Here is a 17,531-nt window from a genome sequence, read left to right on the forward strand (position 1 = left end):
TGGCCGAGGACGCGGGGAGGGAATGTGGCAGCGCTGGAGCCGGAGGACCCGCGCTCCGTCGGGGAGTACCGGCTGCTGAGACGCCTGGGCGTGGGCGGTATGGGACGGGTCTTCCTCGGCCGGTCCCCGGGCGGCCGCGCGGTCGCGGTGAAGGTCGTGCACGCCGAGCTGGTCCGCCAGCCCGAGTTCCGCTCCCGTTTCCGCCGCGAGGTGCAGGCGGCCCGGATGGTCAGCGGCGCGTTCACCGCCCCGGTGATCGACGCCGACCCGGACGCGCCCCTGCCCTGGCTGGTCACCAGCTACATCGCCGGTCCCTCCCTGGAGACCGCGGTCGCCGAGGGGGGACCGCTGCCCGTGCGGACGGTACTCGCCCTCGCGGCCGGGCTGGCCGAGGCGCTGACCTCGATCCACGCCGCGAACCTCGTCCACCGGGACCTCAAGCCCTCCAACGTGCTGCTCGCCGAGGACGGCCCGAGGGTCATCGACTTCGGCATCGCCCGCAGCGTCGAGACCGCCGTGATCACCCGCGCCGGACTGATGGTCGGCTCGCCGGGCTTCATGTCCCCGGAACAGGTCGCCGGCGACACGGACATCACCTGGGCCAGCGACGTCTTCTCGCTGGGCGCGGTCCTGGCGCACGCCGTCACCGGCACCAACCCCTTCGGCGACGGACCGACACCGGCCCTGCTGTACCGCGTCGTCCACGCCGAGCCCGACATCGGCTCCGTCACCGATCCCGCCCTGCGCCCCCTGATCACCGCCTGCCTGGCCAAGGACCCGGCCTCCCGCCCCACCCCACGCGAGATCCTCGCCCAGGTGGGCCCGGGCGGCGCGGACGGCACGACCGCCCTGCTGGATCCCCGCCGCTGGCTGCCGACCGGCGGACGAGCGTCGGGGGCCGAGGGTGCGGGCGATCTTGACGTCGAGGGTGGCGGGGGCGGCTGGGGCGGCTGGGCCGGCGAGGGTGGCTGGGCCGGCGAGGACCGCCCGGGCGCCACGGAGGACCCGGGCGCCGGGACCGGTGGCGGTGCGGAGACCAGTGGGGTAGCGGGACTTGGTCGGGGTGCGGAGACCAGTGGGGTAGCGGGACCTGGCGGGGGCGCGGGGGCCGGCGAGCGAGACGCCTTCGTGCCGCGCCCCGCCACGGCCGCCGACACCACCGGCCCGGCAGCCGCCACCCCCGGGCCTCACGCCCACCCTCACCCCGACCGCCACACCCACCCTCACCCGCATTCACCCTCGACTCCGACGACTCCGACGACTCCGACGACCGCCACCCCGTCCCCGGTGCACCCCACGCACCTCGCCACGCGCGTGCACCCGACACACCCGACGCACCCGGCCACGCAAACGGACGTGGGGCAGCCGCCGCACGGTCCCCTCACCGGGCCCGCGACCCGGAGCGGCTCACCGGCCGACGCGGGTGGCGGGGGCGGCCGGGGCGGCGGGGGCCGCACCCGCCGCGCGCTCCTGCTCTCGGGCGCCGCCGTGGCCGCCGCCGCGGGGGCCGGCATCGGGACCTGGTTCCTGCGGCCCGCCGCCCACGAAGCCACCGGCCGCGACAAGGAGGCGAGCGCGGGCGACGCCTCGCCCTCCGCGTCGGGTGGCGCCGGTCCGGGCCGCCCCAAACCGGTCGGCGCCTGGCCGCTGGACGAAGCCTCCGGCTCCGTCGCGCGGGACACCACCGGCGGCAGCGAAGGCACCGCGACCGGGGTCCGCTGGCGTGCGGGCAAGGGCGGGACGGCCGAGTTCGACGGGGTCGGCAGCCAGATCGTCACCAAGGGCCCGGTACTCAAGACCGGCCCCGGCCGCAGCTTCTCCGTCGCGGCCTGGGTCCTCCTGACCGCCGAGCCGGGCTTCTTCGCCACCGCCGTGAGCCAGGACGCCACCAAGGTGAGCGGCTTCTACCTCCAGTACTCGATCGCCGAGAACCGCTGGGCCTTCGCCCGTCCCGGACTGCGCGCGGCGTCGTACACCGTCCCCGCCGTGGGCACGTGGACGCGCCTGGTCGGTGTCTGCGACGGGCCGGGGCGCAAACTGCGGCTCTACGTCGACGGAGTTCAGGAGGCGGCGGTGGACGACACCAACCCGACCGTCGCCACCGGCCCCCTCATGATCGGGCGCGCCAGCACCGACGGCCGCGGCGCCGACTTCTTCCCCGGCGCCATCAGGGACGTCCGCGTCTTCCAACGGGCCCTCACCACGGCCCAGGTCAAGAAGCTGACCTGACGGCCCTGGTCGGCCTGGGCCCTAGTCCTTGGAGTCGCCGTCCGGCTTGCCCTCGTCCGACTTCTCGTTCTTCTCTTCCTTCTCGTCCTTCTTCTTGTCCTCGTTGAGGGACTTGAGGAAGTCCGGGTTGTCGTCCGGAGCGACCCAGCCGCCCCCGGGCCTGCGGGAGCCGCCGCCCATACGGCCCGCCGTGCTGCTGCGGTCGCGGCCCACGATCAGCCAGGAGACCGAACCGACCAGCGGGAAGAGGAGGATGAGGATGGCCCAGAGAGGCTTCGGGATGTGGCGGACATCCCGCTCCTGTGTGGTGATGCAGTCGATGAACGCGTAGATGCTCAGTGCCAGAGGCACCAGGATCATCAGCACCCGCAGCATGTATCGATCCCCTTGAGAGTTACGGTCGGTCGCCGGGCCGGGCGTTGTCCGGCCCCCGGTGACCGCCCAAGCGTAGTGCGTACCGGATACTGGGACGCATGGCTTACGACGATCTTCGCTCGTTCCTCCGGGCCCTCGATCGGGAAGGCGACCTCAAGCGCGTCAAGGTGGAGGTCGACCCCCACCTGGAGGTCGGCGAGATCACCGACCGGGTCAACAAGGCGGGTGGCCCCGCGCTGCTCTTCGAGAACGTGCGCGGCTCCAGCATGCCGCTCGCCATGAACGTCTTCGGCACCGACCGGCGACTGCTGAAGTCACTGGGCCTGAAGTCGTACGAGGAGATCAGCGAGAAGATCGGCGGCCTGCTCAAGCCCGAACTGCCGCACGGGTTCGTCGGGGTGCGCGAGGCCTTCGGGAAGCTCGGCGCGATGACCCACGTACCGCCGCGGAAGGTCAAGGCCGACAGCGCGCCCGTCCAGGAGGTCGTCCTGCGGGGCGACGACGTGGACCTGGACGCCCTGCCCGCCCTGTTCACCTGGCCCCAGGACGGCGGCTCCTTCTTCAACCTCGGTCTCACGCACACCAAGCACCCCGAGACCGGCGTCCGCAACCTCGGCCTGTACCGCCTCCAGCGCCACGACCGGCGCACCATCGGCATGCACTGGCAGATCCACAAGGACAGCCGCAACCACTACCAGGTGGCCGCCAGGAAGGGCGAGCGGCTGCCGATCGCCATCGCCTTCGGCTGCCCGCCCGCCGTCACGTACGCCTCCACGGCCCCGCTCCCCGGTGACATCGACGAGTACCTGTTCGCCGGGTTCATCGCGGGCAGGCGGATCGAGATGGTCGACTGCAAGACGGTGCCGCTGCAGGTGCCCGCCAACGCCGAGGTCGTGCTGGAGGGATGGCTGGAGCCGGGCGAGATGCTGCCCGAGGGCCCCTTCGGCGACCACACCGGGTTCTACACCCCGCAGGAGCCCTTCCCGGCCCTCACGATCGACTGCGTGACGATGCGGAAGCGGCCGCTGCTCCAGTCCATCGTGGTCGGGCGGCCCCCGACGGAGGACGGACCGCTCGGCCGGGCGACGGAGCGCTTCTTCCTTCCCCTCCTGAAGATCATCGTCCCGGACATCGTGGACTACCACCTCCCCGAGGCCGGCGGCTTCCACAACTGCGCGATCATCGCGATCGACAAGAAGTACCCGAAGCACGCCCAGAAGGTCATGCACGCGATCTGGGGCGCCCACATGATGTCGCTGACCAAGCTGATCGTGGTCGTCGACGCCGACTGCGACGTCCATGACCTGCACGAGGTCGCCTGGCGGGCGCTCGGCAACACGGACTACGCCCGCGACCTGACCGTCGTCGAAGGCCCGGTCGACCATCTCGACCACGCCTCCTACCAACAGTTCTGGGGCGGCAAGGCGGGCATCGACGCCACGCGGAAGTTGCCCGAGGAGGGCTACACGCGGGACGGGGGCTGGCCGGAGATGGTGGTGTCGGACCCGCCGACGGCGGCCCTCGTGGACCGCCGCTGGAAGGAGTACGGCCTGTGAGCTCCGCCTCCGCCGCCCTTCCCCAGCCGGGGCGCACCAAGGCGTTCCTGCGCCTGGTGATGATCGAGCACTCCGTCTTCGCGCTGCCGTTCGCCTACATCGCGTCCCTGACCGCGATGTTCCAGCTGGACCGGAACATCCACTGGGGCCGGCTGCTGCTCGTGACGATCGCGATGATCGGGCTGCGCACCTTCGCGATGGCCGCCAACCGGATCATCGACCGCGAGATCGACGCCCGTAACCCCCGCACGGCCCACCGCGAGCTGGTCACCGGCGCGATGTCGGTGCGGCACGCGTGGACGGGCGCGTTCGTCGCCCTGGTGTTCTTCCTCGGCGCGGCGGCCCTGCTCAACCCGCTGTGCCTGGCGCTTGCCCCCATCGCGGTGATCCCGATGGTGGTCTACCCGTACGGCAAGCGGTTCACGAACTTCCCACAGGCCATCCTCGGCCTCGCGCAGGCCATGGGCCCGGTCGGCGGCTGGCTCGCGATCACTGGCGAGTGGTCCTGGGACGCGGTCATCCTGGGGCTCGCGGTCGGGATCTGGATCGGCGGTTTCGATCTGATCTACGCCTGCCAGGACGTCGAGTCCGACCGCGAGACGGGCGTCGGGTCGGTCCCGGCGCGTTTCGGGGTGCCGACGGCGATCTGGGGCGCGCGGGCCTGCCATCTCCTCACCACGGCGCTCTTCGTCTGGTACGCGCTGGCGACGGACGCGGGCGCGTTCCTGTGGCTGGGGCTGGTGATCGTGGCGGGTGCGTTCGTCTACGAGCACACCATCGTGCGGCCGCACGACCTCTCCCGCCTGAACAGGGCGTTCTTCAGCGTCAACGGGTTCATCGGGATTGCCCTGTTCGTGTGTGCGCTGCTCGATCTGCTGGTTCGTGGTCTGACCGTGTGACCATGGTGCGGCCTACCACCGAGGGCAGGAACCCAGGGACAGCGACGTCGCCTTCCCTTTCGACGAGGACAACAGAGCCGCGAGTGGAGACGGCACGACTGCCCGTCGACCCGAAGGCACGCCACCGGTCCTGAGCCTCGCCCGGTGCGCCGGTAGGCTCGGGGTGTGAACGCAGGAGAAACGCAGCGCACGCCTTGGATCGTGGGGGTCTCGGGAGCATCCGGTACGCCGTATGCCGCTGCGGTGCTGCGGGGGCTGCTGGAGGCGGGGGAGAGTGTCGATCTGGTCGTCAGCCGGGCCTCCCGGCTCACGCTGCTCGACGAGACGGGGATCGCGTTCCGCGACGCGCACTGGCGGGACGACCTGCGCGAATGGCTGGCCCGGGGGGCCGACGGGAAGCCGGACACCTTCGGCGTGGACATCGCGGGCGTACGGCACTGGAACCCCGGCGACCTGGCGGCCGGGCCCTCGTCCGGGTCGTACCCGGCCAAGGGGATGCTGATCGTGCCCGCGTCCACCGCCTGTGTGGCGGGGGTCGCCCTGGGGCTGAGCAAGGACCTGTTGCAGCGCGCCGCGAGCGTGACCCTCAAGGAGGGCCGCACGCTGGTCGTCTCCGTGCGCGAGACCCCGCTGAACGGACAGACGCTGCGGCACCTGGTGACCCTGGACGACGCGGGCGCCACGGTGCTGCCGGCCTCCCCGGCCTTCTACGCGGGGGCCACTCACATCCAGGACCTGGTGGACTTCGTCGCCGGGCGGGTGCTGGACGCGGCGGGCGTCGAGCACGGGCTGTACCGGCGGTGGCGGGGGGAGCTGGGCGGCGGGGCGCGGACTACGTGAACGGGGCCGGGGTGAACGGGACCTGGTTGAACGGGACCCGGTTGAACGGCACCGAACCCGGCCGGATTCACTCTTTCCGAGCACCTGGTGGCGGGAGCGCCACCATCATCACCACTTCGAGAACCACCACTTCGAGAACCACCACTTCGAGAACCACCACTTCGAGAACTCTTTCAGCGGAAGGCAACCGATCGCATGGACGCGGTGGACAGGCAGCTCATCCAGGCCCTCAGGGAGAACGGCCGCGCCTCCTACGCGGAACTGGGCCGCCTCGTGGGCCTCTCCGGCCCCAGTGTCACCGACCGCATCAACCGGCTGGAGGCGGCCGGGGTCATCACCGGCTACCGCGCCACGGTCGACGCGGCCTCGCTCGGCCTCGGCGTGATCGCCCTCATCGGCATCTCGCTGTCCGACGCCGCCGACCACGAGGACGTGGCGACCCGGCTGCGGGACCTCAACGAGATCGAGGACTGCTGGTTCATCGCGGGCGACGACTCGTTCATGCTCAAGGTGCGGGTCACCGATGTCGACGGCCTGGAGAAGACCATCCGGCGGCTGTCGGGAACCAAGGGCGTCTCCCGGACCCGTACGACCATCGTGCTCTCCACGAAGTGGGAGAACCGGGTGGGTGAGCTGCCGGAAGAGGACTAGGCGCGGAGCGCCGTCCGGGCGCACCTCCCGCCCGAAGGGCGGGGGAGTACGGTTGCATGAGTTTTGTCGGCGAGGAGAGGCGGAGGCATGGACGTCGGGCTCAAGCGCGAGCTGGAGGAGAAGGTCCGCTCCGGTGAGCGACTGACCCGCGAGGACGGCATCGCGCTGTACGAGTCGGACGACCTGGCGTGGCTGGGCGGGCTCGCGCACGAGGTGCGGACGCGGAAGAACGGTGACGTCGTCCACTTCAACGTCAACCGCCACCTCAACATGACGAACGTGTGCACGGCCTCCTGCGCCTACTGCTCGTTCCAGCGGAAGCCGGGCGAGAAGGACGCGTACACGATGCGCATCGAGGAGGCCGTGGGGCTCGCCAAGGCGATGGAGGGCGACAACCTCACCGAGCTGCACATCGTCAACGGGCTGCATCCGAACCTGCCGTGGCGTTACTACCCGCGCTCGCTGCGGGAGTTGAAGGCCGCGCTGCCGAACGTGTCGCTGAAGGCGTTCACCGCCACCGAGATCCATCACTTCGAGACGATCTCGGGGCTGTCGGCGTCCGAGATCCTCGACGAGCTGATCGACGCCGGGCTGGAGTCGCTGACCGGCGGTGGCGCGGAGATCTTCGACTGGGAGGTCCGGCAGCACATCGTGGACCACCGCACGCACTGGGAGGACTGGTCGCGGATCCACCGGCTCGCGCACGAGAAGGGTCTGAAGACCCCGTGCACGATGCTGTACGGCCACATCGAGGAGCCGCGGCACCGGGTGGACCACGTGTTGCGGCTGCGTGAGCTGCAGGACGAGACGGGCGGCTTCCAGGTCTTCATCCCGCTGCGGTACCAGCACGACTTCGTGGACGTGAAGGACGGCAAGGTCCGCAACCGGCTGCAGGCGCGGACGCAGATGGCGACGGGGGCGGAGGCGCTGAAGACCTTCGCGGTGTCGAGGCTGCTGTTCGACAACGTGCCGCATGTGAAGGTCTTCTGGGTCATGCACGGTGTGCAGACCGCGCAGCTGGCGCTGCAGCACGGCGCCGACGACATGGACGGCTCGGTCGTCGAGTACAAGATCACGCACGACGCGGACAACTTCGGCACGCCGAACAAGCTGACCCGCGAGGACCTGCTGGACCTGATCCGCGACGCGGGCTTCCGCCCGGTGGAGCGCAACACCCGCTACGAGATCATCCGCGAGTACGAGGGCCCGGACCCGGAGCGCCGGGAGTCGCCGCAGCCGATGCGGGTCTGAGGTTCGGGGCGCCTTTCCCTCCGGGGGTTGGCCGGTCGGTCTCGTCTGCCGGGTTGTTGTCGGTGGGCGGGTGCGGGTTCGTTGTGGCTGGTCGCGCCCACGCGGCGGAGCCGCATATCGACACAGCCCCGCGCCCCTTGACAGCGCGGGCGTGCCCGGCATCCGGGCGGGCCCCCTTCCGCCGCGTACCGGGGCGCCTGCGGCGTGTTCGTGGGGCCGGGGGCGCGCCGGGAGGTCTCCGTCCTCGGTCCGGCGGTGCTGTGGGCGTGAGTGGTGCTCGGCGGCGGACGCCGGCCGCTGCGGGCGGACACCTCCCGGCACACCCCCCTGGGTACATCGGCGGCTGCGGCCCGGTGAGGGCTGGGGACGTTGTGACGCCGGGTACGCCCAGGCCTTCAAGGGGCGCGGGGAACTGCGCGACCAGCCACGGCGGACCCGCCTCCGCCCACCGGCCGCAACAAGGCACACGAGATACGGTCCCAACATGTCCCTCACGTTCCAACTGGACCCCGCCGTCACCCCCGACCTCCGAGACGGCGTGCTCACACTGTGGGCCGACGTCTCCAACGCCGGCGGAGCCGTCGGGTTCGTCCCTCCGGTGACGCCGGAGGCGATCCGGCCCGAACTGGTGAAGCACCTCGCGGCGATGGCCGAGGAACGGGCACGGCTGCTCGTCGGCCGCGACGAGGCCGGCGAGATCGCGGCGACCGCCTTCTTCACGTTCAACACACACCGGCTGATGACGCACTGGGTGTGGCTGTACACCGTCATGGTGCACCCCCGGCACCAGGGCAAGGGCTACGGGCGGGACCTGCTGGCCGCCGCGGAGGAGGCCGCGCGTGGCTTCGACGGCATCGACGCGATACGGCTCACCTGCCGCGGCGGCCTCGGGCTGGAGCGGTTCTACGGCTCCTGCGGGTACAAGGAGGTCGGCCGGGTCCCCGGCGCCATCCGCGTCGCGCCGGGCGACGACCGGGACGACGTCTTCATGCTGCTGTCCCTGCACTGAGGCCCCCCTCCAAGATCGTGGGCCCGGCGTGCTTCACTGGACGGTGCCCTTTGGGAACGGTTCGGAACGGAAGAGTGGATTGAGATGCTCCGCTACACACTGATGCGCCTCGGGATCTTCGTGGGCTGCCTCGTGGTCGTCTGGGGCCTCGTCTACTCGGGCCTCGCTCCACGCGGGCTGGGCGCGTCCAACGGCATGTGGGTCGTTCTGCTCGCCCTGGTCGTGTCCGCCCCGATCAGCTTCGTGGTCCTGCGCAAGGAACGGGACCGCGCTTCCGTGAAGATCGTGCAGAAGGTCGACCGCGTGAAGGCAGGCCTGGACGCCAACCGCAGCCAGGAGGACGAGGCCGACGACACGGCCCGCGCGCAGGGCCAGGCGTCCTGACCCGACCTCCTGTTTTTGGCCAGACTCCACGGCCAAGGTGATCCCGAACGCGCCTACCCTTTCCCTATGGGTGCTGTGAAGAGCAAACGGATGCCGCGGGCTGTGCGGGAGCGGCAGATGCTGGACGCAGCGGTGCGGACGTTCGGGCAGCGGGGGTACCGGGCCGCCTCGATGGACGAGATAGCCGAACTGGCGGGCGTGTCCAAGCCGTTGGTGTATCTGTACCTGAACTCGAAGGAAGACCTCTTCACCGCCTGCATCCGGCGTGAGGCGAAGGCACTCACCGAGGCCGTGCGCGCGGGGGTCCGGACCGAGCTTCCCGCCGATCGTCAGCTTTGGGAAGGGCTCCAGGCGTTCTTCACGCACACGGCGGAGAACCCCGACGGCTGGGCCGTGCTGCACCTCCAGGCCCGTACGCACGGCGAACCCTTCGCGGCCGAGGTGGCCGCGATGCGCAGGGAACTGGTCGAGTTCGTCACCCAGCTGATCGCGGTGGCGGCGCGGGAGGCCCACCGGGATCCGTCCCTGGCCGACGGTGAGGTCGCCGGGCTCGCCGAGGCCCTCGTCGGCGCCGCAGAGGCGCTGGCCGCCTGGGCCAACGCCACCCCCGGGGTCACGGCGAGACAGGCGGCCGCGACCCTCATGAACTTCGCCTGGGCCGGCCTCGGCGACCTCATGGACGGGCACCCCTGGTCGCCGCCCAGCGGCACGGACGCCGTGGCGGCGTCTGCCCTCACGTGAGCGGCGGGCGCACCTCTCCAGTGAGTTCTCCAGCGACGTCTCCGGTGACCTTTCCCGTGACGTGCACCCGGTCGTCGTGACCCCGTAGCTCGAAGCGGCCGCCTTCCGCCGCGTACGTCACCTTCCCCGGCAGCAGCACCGGCGTCCGGAACTCCGCGCGCACGAACGCCGCCCCGGGTGTGCCGTGCTCCGCCAGACAGCGCGCCACCGTCCACATGCCGTGCGCGATGGCGCGGGGGAAGCCGAAGAGGCGGGCGGTGAGGGGATGCAGGTGGATGGGGTTGCGGTCACCCGACGCCGCCCCGTACCGCCGCCCGACGTCCCCGGCCAGGTGCCATTCGGCGAGGACGGGGAGGGGCTTGGGGGCTTCCTGGGAGGTGTCGTGGGCGCGCGTGGCTGGTCGGTCGTCGGGTGCGGCCGGCCGGTCGCCGGTCGTGTGCCGGGCCAGGTAGGTGCTGCGTGACTCCCAGACGACCGTGTCGTCGGTCCGTGCCCTGGTCACGACCGTGGCCTCGGTGCCACGGCGGTGCGGTGCCAGCTTCTCGACGTACACGAGGAGTTCGTAGTCGCCGCCGGGCGGCAGCGGCCGGTGTTGGGTGATCTCGATCGAGGTGTGGACGAGACCGAGGAGTGGAAGCGGGAAGTCGCGGTCGCTCATCAGGAGCATGGCCGACGGGAAGCCGAGGACGTGCGGGAACGTGATCGGCAGGGCGTCGTCACCGGTCGGGAAGCCGCACACCCGCTCGTACGCGGCGAGGCGCGCGAGATCCACGCGGGTCCGGGGCAGGAGCAGGCGGGTGCGGGGGAAGGCCGCGTCCGGGTGGGGGTGTTTGAAGGGGGAGCGCAGGGCGCCGCGGGCCAGGAGGGGAGCGAGGGAGGGGGGCTTCGGGAGGACGAGGATCGCTTCGGGGGCGGGCGTCATGGGCTACGCCCCCAGCAGGCTCTGGCCGCAGACCCGTACGACCTGGCCGTTGACCGCGCCCGATGCCGGGTGCGCGAGCCAGGCCGTCGTCTCGGCCACGTCGACGGGCAGGCCGCCCTGGGCGAGGGAGTTCATCCGGCGGCCCGCCTCACGGACGAGGAGGGGGACGGCCGCCGTCATCCGGGTCTCGATGAAGCCGGGGGCGACCGCGTTGACGGTGACCCCGTGGTCGGCGAGCGCGTGCGGGGCGAGGGCGCGGACGAGACCGATGACGCCCGCCTTGCTCGTCGCGTAGTTGGTCTGGCCGACGTTCCCGGCGATCCCGGAGATGGAGGCCGTGGCGACGATCCGGCCGCCGGTGTTCAGCGCTTTGGCGGAGAGGAGGGCGTCGGTCGTGCGCACCACGCTCGCCAGGTTCACCTCCAGGACCGAACTCCAGCGGTCGGCGGGCATGTTGGCGAGCTTGCGGTCGCGGGTGATGCCCGCGTTGTGGACGAGGACGTCCAGCCCGCCGGGGAGTTCGGAGGCGATGCGCTCGCCCGCGTCGGGCGCGGTGATGTCGAGGGGGAGGGGAGTGCCTTTCAGGCGGGTGGCGGTGGCGGTGAGTTCGGACTCCGCCTGCGGTACGTCGAGGCAGATCACCCGCGCCCCGTCCCGCGCCAGCGTCTCGGCGACCGCCGCGCCGATCCCGCGCGCCGCCCCGGTGACCAGCGCGGTGCGCCCGGCGAGGGGGCGCGACCAGTCCTCGGGCGCGGTGATCCCGGTGATGTCCCCCACCTCGATCACCTGCCCGCTGACGTACGCCGACCTGGGCGAGAGCAGGAAGCGGAGGGTGGACTCGGCGGCCGTCGCGTCCCCGGCCAGGCGCAGAAGGGTGACCGTGCGCCCGCGCCCGACCTCCTTGCCGAGGGACCGTACGAAGCCCTCCAATCCCTGCTGCACGGCGGCCTGTTGGTGGTCGTGGGCGTCAAGTGGCGCGCCGAGCACGACGATCCGCCCGCCGGTGGCGACCGAGCGGACGACCGGGTGCAGGGCGGCGTGCACCTCGGCGAGGGTGGCGAAGTCGGTGACGCCCGTGGCGTCCAGGACGACGGCGGCAGGATTCCCGGTGCCGGTGCCGGTGCCGGTGCCGGTGCCGGTGCCGGTGCCGATGCCGGTCGTGGTGCCGGTGCCGGTCGTGGTGAGTCCCGTGGGTCCCGCGAGTCCCGTACGGGCGAGGACGGGAGCCAGGTCGAGGCCGGAGGTGCCGGCGGTGAGGTGGAGCAGCGGGCCGTCGAGCGTGGGGTGCCCGGGTGACCAGCGTTTCAGTGCCGTGGGCTGGGGCAACCCGAGGCGGCGGGTCAGGAAGCGGCCGGGCGCGGTGGCGGTGAGGCTCAGATAGCGGTCGGCCATGGTCAGCTCCCAGCTCGGGTTCGCAACGCCGGAAAGTTCTTACTCCGGAGTAATGTTACCGAAGGTAAGCCTACGTCACGGGTGAGGAGAAGGTCGAGATGAGCACTCCGAGGTCGGCTCCGAGGTCGAAGGCGCCCACCGCGCGGCGCGTCGCGGTCATCGGTGGCACACGCATCCCGTTCGCCCGCTCCGACGGACCGTACGCGACCGCCTCCAACCAGGAGATGCTCACGGCCGCGGTCGACGCACTGGCCGAGCGGTACGGGCTCGGAGGGCCGGGGGCGGCCGGAGAGCCGGGGGCGGTCGGGGAGTTGGTGGCCGGTGCGGTCCTGAAGCACAGCCGGGACTTCAACCTCGCCCGCGAGGTCGTCCTCGGCTCGCGGCTGGACCCCCGCACCCCCGCATACGACGTCCAGCAGGCGTGCGGCACCGGCCTCCAAGCCGTCATCGCGGCCGCCAACAAGATCGCCCTCGGCCAGACCGAGTCGGCCGTCGCGGGCGGTGCCGACACGGCGAGCGACGCGCCCCTCGGCGTGAACGACAGCCTGCGGCGCATCCTGTTGGAGGCGCGCCGGGCGAGGACGGTGGGTGCCCGGCTGGGTGCGCTGGCGAAGATCCGCCCGGCACACCTGGTCCCCGACATCCCGCGCAACGCCGAACCGCGCACCGGCCTGTCCATGGGCGAGCACGCGGCCGTCACGGCACGGGCCTGGGGCGTCACACGTCAGGCCCAGGACGAACTGGCCGCGACGAGCCACCAGCGGCTCGCGGCGGCGTACGAGCGGGGCTTCCTCGACGACCTGGTGGTGCCGTTCAGGGGGCTCGACCGGGACCAGAACCTCCGACCGGGCTCGACGGTGGAGAAACTCGCCGCGCTCAAGCCGGTGTTCGGGCTGAAGGGCTCCAACCCCACGATGACGGCCGGTAATTCGACGCCCCTGACGGACGGCGCGGCGGTCGTGCTGCTCGCGAGCGAGGAGTGGGCCGAGGCCCGTGGGCTGGAACCGCTCGCCTACCTGACCGCGTACGAGACGGCGGCGGTGGACTTCGCGGGCGCCGGCGGTGACGTGGCGGGCGGAGAGGACGGGCTGCTGATGGCACCGGCGTACGCGGTGCCGCGCATGCTGGAGCGGGCCGGGCTGGGCATCGAGGACTTCGACCTCGTCGAGATCCACGAGGCCTTCGCGTCCCAGGTGCTCGCGACGCTGGCGGCCTGGGAGAAGCGGGGTCTGGCGCCGGTGGACCGGGCCCGTCTCAACGTGGCGGGGTCGTCGCTGGCGACCGGGCACCCCTTCGCGGCGACGGGCGCCCGGATCATCGCGACCCTGGCGAAGCTCCTGGCGGAACGGGACGGCCCGGCCCGGGGCCTGATCTCGATCTGCGCGGCCGGGGGCCAGGGGGTGACGGCGATTTTGGAGCGGGCGTGAGGGGTTCGTCAGGGCGCGGGGCTGTGCCAGCATGCGAGCGAACCTGAAAAAGGCTCACGATAACGCCAGGTCAGGGGGAGTTGCCCAGGGGAGCCCCCGTTCCCGCACATCTCCGGCGCCGGAGCATCCCCGAACCGGCACAGACCCATCACGCGCGCGCCGTACGATCCGGTTCCTGACCGGTGATGATCCTCTGCCCCAACCATGGGGGGCCGTGGCTGAACGCCCCGGTACGTGAGGCACGTACTACGTCATGCGGCAGAGCATCGCCTCGCTGCACGCCCCAGGAGCCGCTCGTGTCCCTCATGCAACCGTCCTCCGCCCTGCCGGTCTCCTCACGCGCCTACGACGCGACGCCGCTCCTGACGGAGCCCGAGGTCAGGCGGCTGGACGGGGTGGCGCGTGAGGTGTCCGTACCGCCGCTGGTCGCACCGGTGACGTACGGGTCGCTCGCCGATCTGCCCTTCGAGAACGCCGAGATCGCGCCGAAGGACATCGTCCTCAGCCGACGTGCCGAGGCGGGCCGCTGGACCCATGTGACGGCCGCCGAGTTCGCGGCGCAGGTGCAGGCGCTGGCGAAGGGGCTGATCGCCGAGGGGCTGATGCCGGGCGACCGGATCGCCATCATGGCGCGTACGACGTACGAGTGGACGCTGCTGGACTTCGCCGCGTGGGCGGCCGGTCTGGTGACGGTCCCCGTCTACCCGACCTCCTCCGTCTTCCAGGCCCGCTGGATCCTCCAGGACACCGGTGCGGTGGCACTCGTCACGGAGACCGCGGCGCAGGCCTCCACGCTCGGCCCGGAGCGCGGACGCATCCCCGACCTGCGGCACATGTGGGTCATGGAGAAGGGGCACCTCGACCGGCTGGCCGAGTTCGGCACGCACGTGCCGGACCAGGAAGTCGCGGTGCGGCGTGGGGTGCTGGGGCCCGACACGCTCGCCACCGTCGTCTACACCTCGGGCACGACCGGCCGTCCCCGGGGCTGTGCCCTGACGCACGGGAACTTCTTCGCGGAGGTCGACAACGCGATCGAGCTCCTCTACCCGGTCTTCAGGGCGCGGACGAAGGAGGAGGCGTCGGTTCTCCTCTTCCTCCCCATGTCACACGTCTTCGGCCGCATGGTGGCCATCGCCTGCGTGCGCGCGCGGGTGCGGCTCGGGCACGCGCCGAGCCTGAAGTCCGAGGACCTGCTGTCGGATCTGTCGAACTTCCGGCCGACGTGCCTGCTGGCCATCCCGTACATGCTGGAGAAGGTCTTCAACGTCGCCCGCGCGAAGGCGGAGATGGGGCGCCGGGTGTCGACGTTCGACCGGGCCGTGAGCGTGGCCCAGCGGTACGCCGAGGCCGTGGAAGCGGGCCGATCCGGTACCGGCGCCCGCCCCAGCCGTGCCCTGAAGGCGGCCCGCGCCTTCTACGACCCGCTCGTCTACCGCCGTATCCGCAACGCCATGGGCGGCAGAGTCCGCTACATGATCTGCGGCGGTTCCCCGCTGGGCCGCCGCCTCGCCGCCTTCTACGCCGGGGCGGGCATCGAGATCTACGAGGGCTACGGCCTCACCGAGACCACGGCGGCCGCCACCGTCACACCCCCGCTCAAACCCCGTATGGGAACGGTGGGCTGGCCCATGCCCGGCGTCAGGGTCCGGATAGCCGTGGACGGCGAGATCCTGCTCGCGGGCGGCCCGGTGCTGCGCGGCTACTGGGACCCGCAGGCCGGCGGGGTGGCCCCGGCGACCAACGAGGGCTGGCTGTCGACCGGCGACCTCGGGTCCCTGGACGACGAGGGCTACCTCACCATCACCGGCCGCAAGAAGGAGATGCTGATCACGGCGGGCGGCAAGAGCGTGGCCCCCGCCCCTCTGGAGAACTGGCTCCGCGCCCACCCCCTGATCTCCCAGTGCATGGTCCTCGGCGACGGCCGTCCCTACATCACGGCTCTCATCACCCTCGACCCCGAGGGGCTCAACCACTGGCGCCGCATGAACGGCAAGCACACCGTGCCGCCGGAACTCGTCGTCGACGACCCCGAGTTGCTCGCGCTCCTCCAGCGAGCCGTCGACGAGGCCAACAAGCTCGTCTCCCGTCCCGAGTCCATCCGCAAGTTCGCCGTCCTGGGCCGCGACTTCACGGAGGAGGAGGGCCACCTGACCCCTTCGATGAAGCTGCGCCGCGAGGCGGTCGCACGGGACTTCGCGGAGGAGATCGAGGGGCTGTACGCGAAGTGACCGCGGGTACGTAGCGGCCGACGGCCGACGGCTGGCGGCCGGGTGGTGGCGCGGTCGCCTCGCCTTCGTCGCGGGCCTTGGAGCCGCCGGCCCGAGGCCCCGCCGCCCCGAGGTCCCGCCTCGAGGCCGTTCGCTTCGGGGCGGCGCCCGGCAGCGTTCTCGCCGCCGCGCGCCGTTGGTGTGGGCTGGGTCAGGTGGTCTTCTTGGCCGAGTCACGGTCCCGGGTGTCGCTCTTCACCGCCCGTGCGTCGCCGTCCCCTTCGTGTGCTTCCCTCGCGTGCGCTTCCCTTCCCTTTCCTCGGCTGCGCACGAGCCAGGTCGCTCCGCCGACGGCGAGTGCGACCGGCCACTCCAGGGCGCCCGCCACGGTCATCGCGCCGAGACCTCCGTAGAACACGAGGTCCTTGCCCGACGGCATGCCCGGCATCCGTGACGTCGCCGATCGGGCGGTGCTTCGCATGTCGCCCCTGGTGATGTACGGAATCGGCACCGGCGGGTGCAGGGTGCGCGTGTGCAGATGCAGACCGGCTCCCTCGTGCTCATGGGTGTCCGGGGACCGCGTCTCGGCCTGTTTGTCCTCGCGGGTGCTCTCCGCTGTCCTGGCCATCCCTGTCCTCCTCTCCGAGTCGGTGTGGTGGACCCCTTCAATTCTCGCGCGTCCGCGAGGTGTTTTCTCCTTTTTGCCTGATTTATCTGATTGAAGACGGAATCTGTGGCTACCCGAGCACGCGGACAGGCAGGTGGCAGCGGTGGCAGCGGTGGCAGCGGAAAGATGGGTGAGGCGCCGTGGCGATGCCGGCGATACCGGGGCTCGGACTGCTGCGGGCCGTCGCGACCTCCGTGGTGGGTGCGGAGCGTGACGAGCCCGCAGCGCGTGTACGGCTCTTCGACGGGCGCGCCCATGTCGCCGTACGGGGACTGCGCGAAGGGGACCTGCCCGAGTCCACCGCGGTGGGGCTGGCGCGGGAGGCCGAGCGGCGCCTTGCCGCCGTGCCGGGCGTGGACTGGGCCGTGGCGAACGCCGTGCTCGGGCACGTCGTCGTGGCCACCGAGGGCCCGCCCGAGGAGATCATGGCGGAGCTGGCCGCCGTGGCCGGGGCGGTGGAGAAGGAGCACCGGGTGGAGGCGCCTCTGCCCGACCATCCGCTCTCCGGCCTGGCGATCCGGCGCGCGGGATGGGCCCTCGCCCTGCAGGTGGCGGCGGCACCCGTGGCCACCGTGGCCGGCCTGACCCGGCGCGCCCCTTTCCACCCCGCCCTCGCGGCGCTCGTCCCGATCGTGGACACCCAGCCCCGGTTGCGACGTCTCGTGGAGCAGGCGATCGGTGCCGGGAACACCCGGAGGATCATGGTCGCGCTGACGGCGCTGGGCAACGCGGGTTCCGGCGGGATCCTCGGCACCGGTGTGGACACCGTCCGCCATGCCCTGCGCGTGGTGGAGGCGACCGCGGAGGACGCCGCCTGGGCCGCGGCGATGCCCCACCTCACTGTCGACGCACACCGGGCAGGATCCCGGTACGGGGACGGATCTCCGTTCGGGGACGGATCTCCGTTCGGGACTGGATCCGCGTACGAGGCCGGATCCGCGTACGAGGCCGGAACCGTGCACGAGGCCGGAACCCCGCACG

General features: G+C 71.8%; 16 protein-coding genes. 12 read left to right on the top strand and 4 right to left on the bottom strand.

Going from position 1 to position 17,531, the window contains the following annotated elements; genetic code table 11:
- The first annotated feature begins 24 nt into the window (after positions 1-24).
- Positions 25-2,229, top strand: a complete 2,205-nt coding sequence (locus AB0959_RS15400) for a LamG-like jellyroll fold domain-containing protein (RefSeq protein WP_366826901.1) — start codon at positions 25-27, stop codon at positions 2,227-2,229.
- Between the two features lie 21 nt (positions 2,230-2,250).
- Here the strand turns inward: AB0959_RS15400 and AB0959_RS15405 are convergent, their stop codons facing one another.
- Positions 2,251-2,604, bottom strand: coding sequence for a PLD nuclease N-terminal domain-containing protein (locus AB0959_RS15405; RefSeq protein WP_366826902.1), 354 nt, complete (start codon positions 2,602-2,604; stop codon positions 2,251-2,253).
- Between the two features lie 98 nt (positions 2,605-2,702).
- Here AB0959_RS15405 and AB0959_RS15410 point away from each other — a divergent pair, with 98 nt between their 5' ends.
- The 8 genes from AB0959_RS15410 (at position 2,703) to AB0959_RS15445 (ending at position 9,935) form a co-directional block, all read left to right on the top strand.
- Positions 2,703-4,160, top strand: a complete 1,458-nt coding sequence (locus AB0959_RS15410; protein ID WP_366826903.1) for a menaquinone biosynthesis decarboxylase — start codon at positions 2,703-2,705, stop codon at positions 4,158-4,160.
- The gene (gene mqnP, locus AB0959_RS15415; protein WP_366826904.1) at positions 4,157-5,059 is read left to right on the top strand and encodes a menaquinone biosynthesis prenyltransferase MqnP; all 903 of its coding nucleotides are present in this window, start codon (positions 4,157-4,159) and stop codon (positions 5,057-5,059) included. The genes AB0959_RS15410 and mqnP overlap by 4 nt, the downstream gene beginning before the upstream one ends.
- 165 nt (positions 5,060-5,224) lie before the next feature.
- Positions 5,225-5,899, top strand: coding sequence for a UbiX family flavin prenyltransferase (locus tag AB0959_RS15420; protein ID WP_366826905.1), 675 nt, complete (start codon positions 5,225-5,227; stop codon positions 5,897-5,899).
- A gap of 195 nt (positions 5,900-6,094) precedes the next feature.
- Entirely contained in the window at positions 6,095-6,550 is a 456-nt protein-coding gene (locus AB0959_RS15425; protein ID WP_366826906.1) for an Lrp/AsnC family transcriptional regulator, read from the top strand.
- A gap of 87 nt (positions 6,551-6,637) precedes the next feature.
- Positions 6,638-7,801, top strand: coding sequence for an aminofutalosine synthase MqnE (gene mqnE, locus AB0959_RS15430; RefSeq protein ID WP_366826907.1), 1,164 nt, complete (start codon positions 6,638-6,640; stop codon positions 7,799-7,801).
- 484 nt (positions 7,802-8,285) lie between these two features.
- Entirely contained in the window at positions 8,286-8,810 is a 525-nt protein-coding gene (locus AB0959_RS15435; protein ID WP_366826908.1) for a GNAT family N-acetyltransferase, read from the top strand.
- A gap of 84 nt (positions 8,811-8,894) precedes the next feature.
- The gene (locus tag AB0959_RS15440) at positions 8,895-9,194 is read left to right on the top strand and encodes a DUF4229 domain-containing protein (RefSeq protein WP_366826909.1); all 300 of its coding nucleotides are present in this window, start codon (positions 8,895-8,897) and stop codon (positions 9,192-9,194) included.
- Positions 9,195-9,260: 66 nt separating this feature from the next.
- On the top strand, positions 9,261-9,935 hold the full coding sequence (locus tag AB0959_RS15445; protein WP_366826910.1) for a TetR/AcrR family transcriptional regulator: 675 nt from the start codon (positions 9,261-9,263) through the stop codon (positions 9,933-9,935).
- Here AB0959_RS15445 and AB0959_RS15450 read toward each other — a convergent pair.
- On the bottom strand, positions 9,928-10,857 hold the full coding sequence (locus AB0959_RS15450) for a MaoC/PaaZ C-terminal domain-containing protein (RefSeq protein ID WP_366826911.1): 930 nt from the start codon (positions 10,855-10,857) through the stop codon (positions 9,928-9,930). The two genes, AB0959_RS15445 and AB0959_RS15450, sit on opposite strands and share 8 nt — an antisense overlap.
- Positions 10,858-10,860: 3 nt before the next feature.
- Entirely contained in the window at positions 10,861-12,249 is a 1,389-nt protein-coding gene (locus tag AB0959_RS15455; RefSeq protein ID WP_366826912.1) for a 3-oxoacyl-ACP reductase, read from the bottom strand.
- Positions 12,250-12,347: 98 nt separating this feature from the next.
- Here AB0959_RS15455 and AB0959_RS15460 point away from each other — a divergent pair, with 98 nt between their 5' ends.
- Both AB0959_RS15460 and AB0959_RS15465 read left to right on the top strand, forming a co-directional pair.
- A complete protein-coding gene (locus tag AB0959_RS15460) occupies positions 12,348-13,676 on the top strand; it encodes an acetyl-CoA C-acetyltransferase (RefSeq protein ID WP_366826913.1) in 1,329 nt (442 codons plus the stop codon).
- Positions 13,677-13,981: 305 nt separating this feature from the next.
- A complete protein-coding gene (locus tag AB0959_RS15465) occupies positions 13,982-15,904 on the top strand; it encodes an AMP-binding protein (RefSeq protein ID WP_366827064.1) in 1,923 nt (640 codons plus the stop codon).
- 190 nt (positions 15,905-16,094) lie between these two features.
- Here the strand turns inward: AB0959_RS15465 and AB0959_RS15470 are convergent, their stop codons facing one another.
- Positions 16,095-16,511, bottom strand: a complete 417-nt coding sequence (locus tag AB0959_RS15470) for a hypothetical protein (RefSeq protein WP_366826914.1) — start codon at positions 16,509-16,511, stop codon at positions 16,095-16,097.
- A 185-nt stretch (positions 16,512-16,696) separates the two neighbouring features.
- Here AB0959_RS15470 and AB0959_RS15475 point away from each other — a divergent pair.
- Positions 16,697-17,531 (top strand): hypothetical protein (locus tag AB0959_RS15475; RefSeq protein ID WP_366826915.1); only part of this gene is annotated, 835 nt, incomplete at its 3' end.

The organism is Streptomyces sp. NPDC046862, from assembly GCF_040704615.1.
Lineage (GTDB): Bacteria > Actinomycetota > Actinomycetes > Streptomycetales > Streptomycetaceae > Streptomyces.

Bases quoted from the DNA above. Each gene is read 5' to 3' on its own strand.
- AB0959_RS15450 (WP_366826911.1), bottom strand. From the start codon at position 10,857: ATGACGCCCGCCCCCGAAGCGATCCTCGTCCTCCCGAAGCCCCCCTCC.
- AB0959_RS15405 (WP_366826902.1), bottom strand. From the start codon at position 2,604: ATGCTGCGGGTGCTGATGATCCTGGTGCCTCTGGCACTGAGCATCTAC.
- AB0959_RS15425 (WP_366826906.1), top strand. From the start codon at position 6,095: ATGGACGCGGTGGACAGGCAGCTCATCCAGGCCCTCAGGGAGAACGGC.
- AB0959_RS15435 (WP_366826908.1), top strand. From the start codon at position 8,286: ATGTCCCTCACGTTCCAACTGGACCCCGCCGTCACCCCCGACCTCCGA.
- AB0959_RS15460 (WP_366826913.1), top strand. From the start codon at position 12,348: ATGAGCACTCCGAGGTCGGCTCCGAGGTCGAAGGCGCCCACCGCGCGG.
- AB0959_RS15465 (WP_366827064.1), top strand. From the start codon at position 13,982: ATGCAACCGTCCTCCGCCCTGCCGGTCTCCTCACGCGCCTACGACGCG.
- AB0959_RS15445 (WP_366826910.1), top strand. From the start codon at position 9,261: ATGGGTGCTGTGAAGAGCAAACGGATGCCGCGGGCTGTGCGGGAGCGG.
- AB0959_RS15455 (WP_366826912.1), bottom strand. From the start codon at position 12,249: ATGGCCGACCGCTATCTGAGCCTCACCGCCACCGCGCCCGGCCGCTTC.
- AB0959_RS15470 (WP_366826914.1), bottom strand. From the start codon at position 16,511: ATGGCCAGGACAGCGGAGAGCACCCGCGAGGACAAACAGGCCGAGACG.
- AB0959_RS15440 (WP_366826909.1), top strand. From the start codon at position 8,895: ATGCTCCGCTACACACTGATGCGCCTCGGGATCTTCGTGGGCTGCCTC.
- AB0959_RS15410 (WP_366826903.1), top strand. From the start codon at position 2,703: ATGGCTTACGACGATCTTCGCTCGTTCCTCCGGGCCCTCGATCGGGAA.
- mqnE (WP_366826907.1), top strand. From the start codon at position 6,638: ATGGACGTCGGGCTCAAGCGCGAGCTGGAGGAGAAGGTCCGCTCCGGT.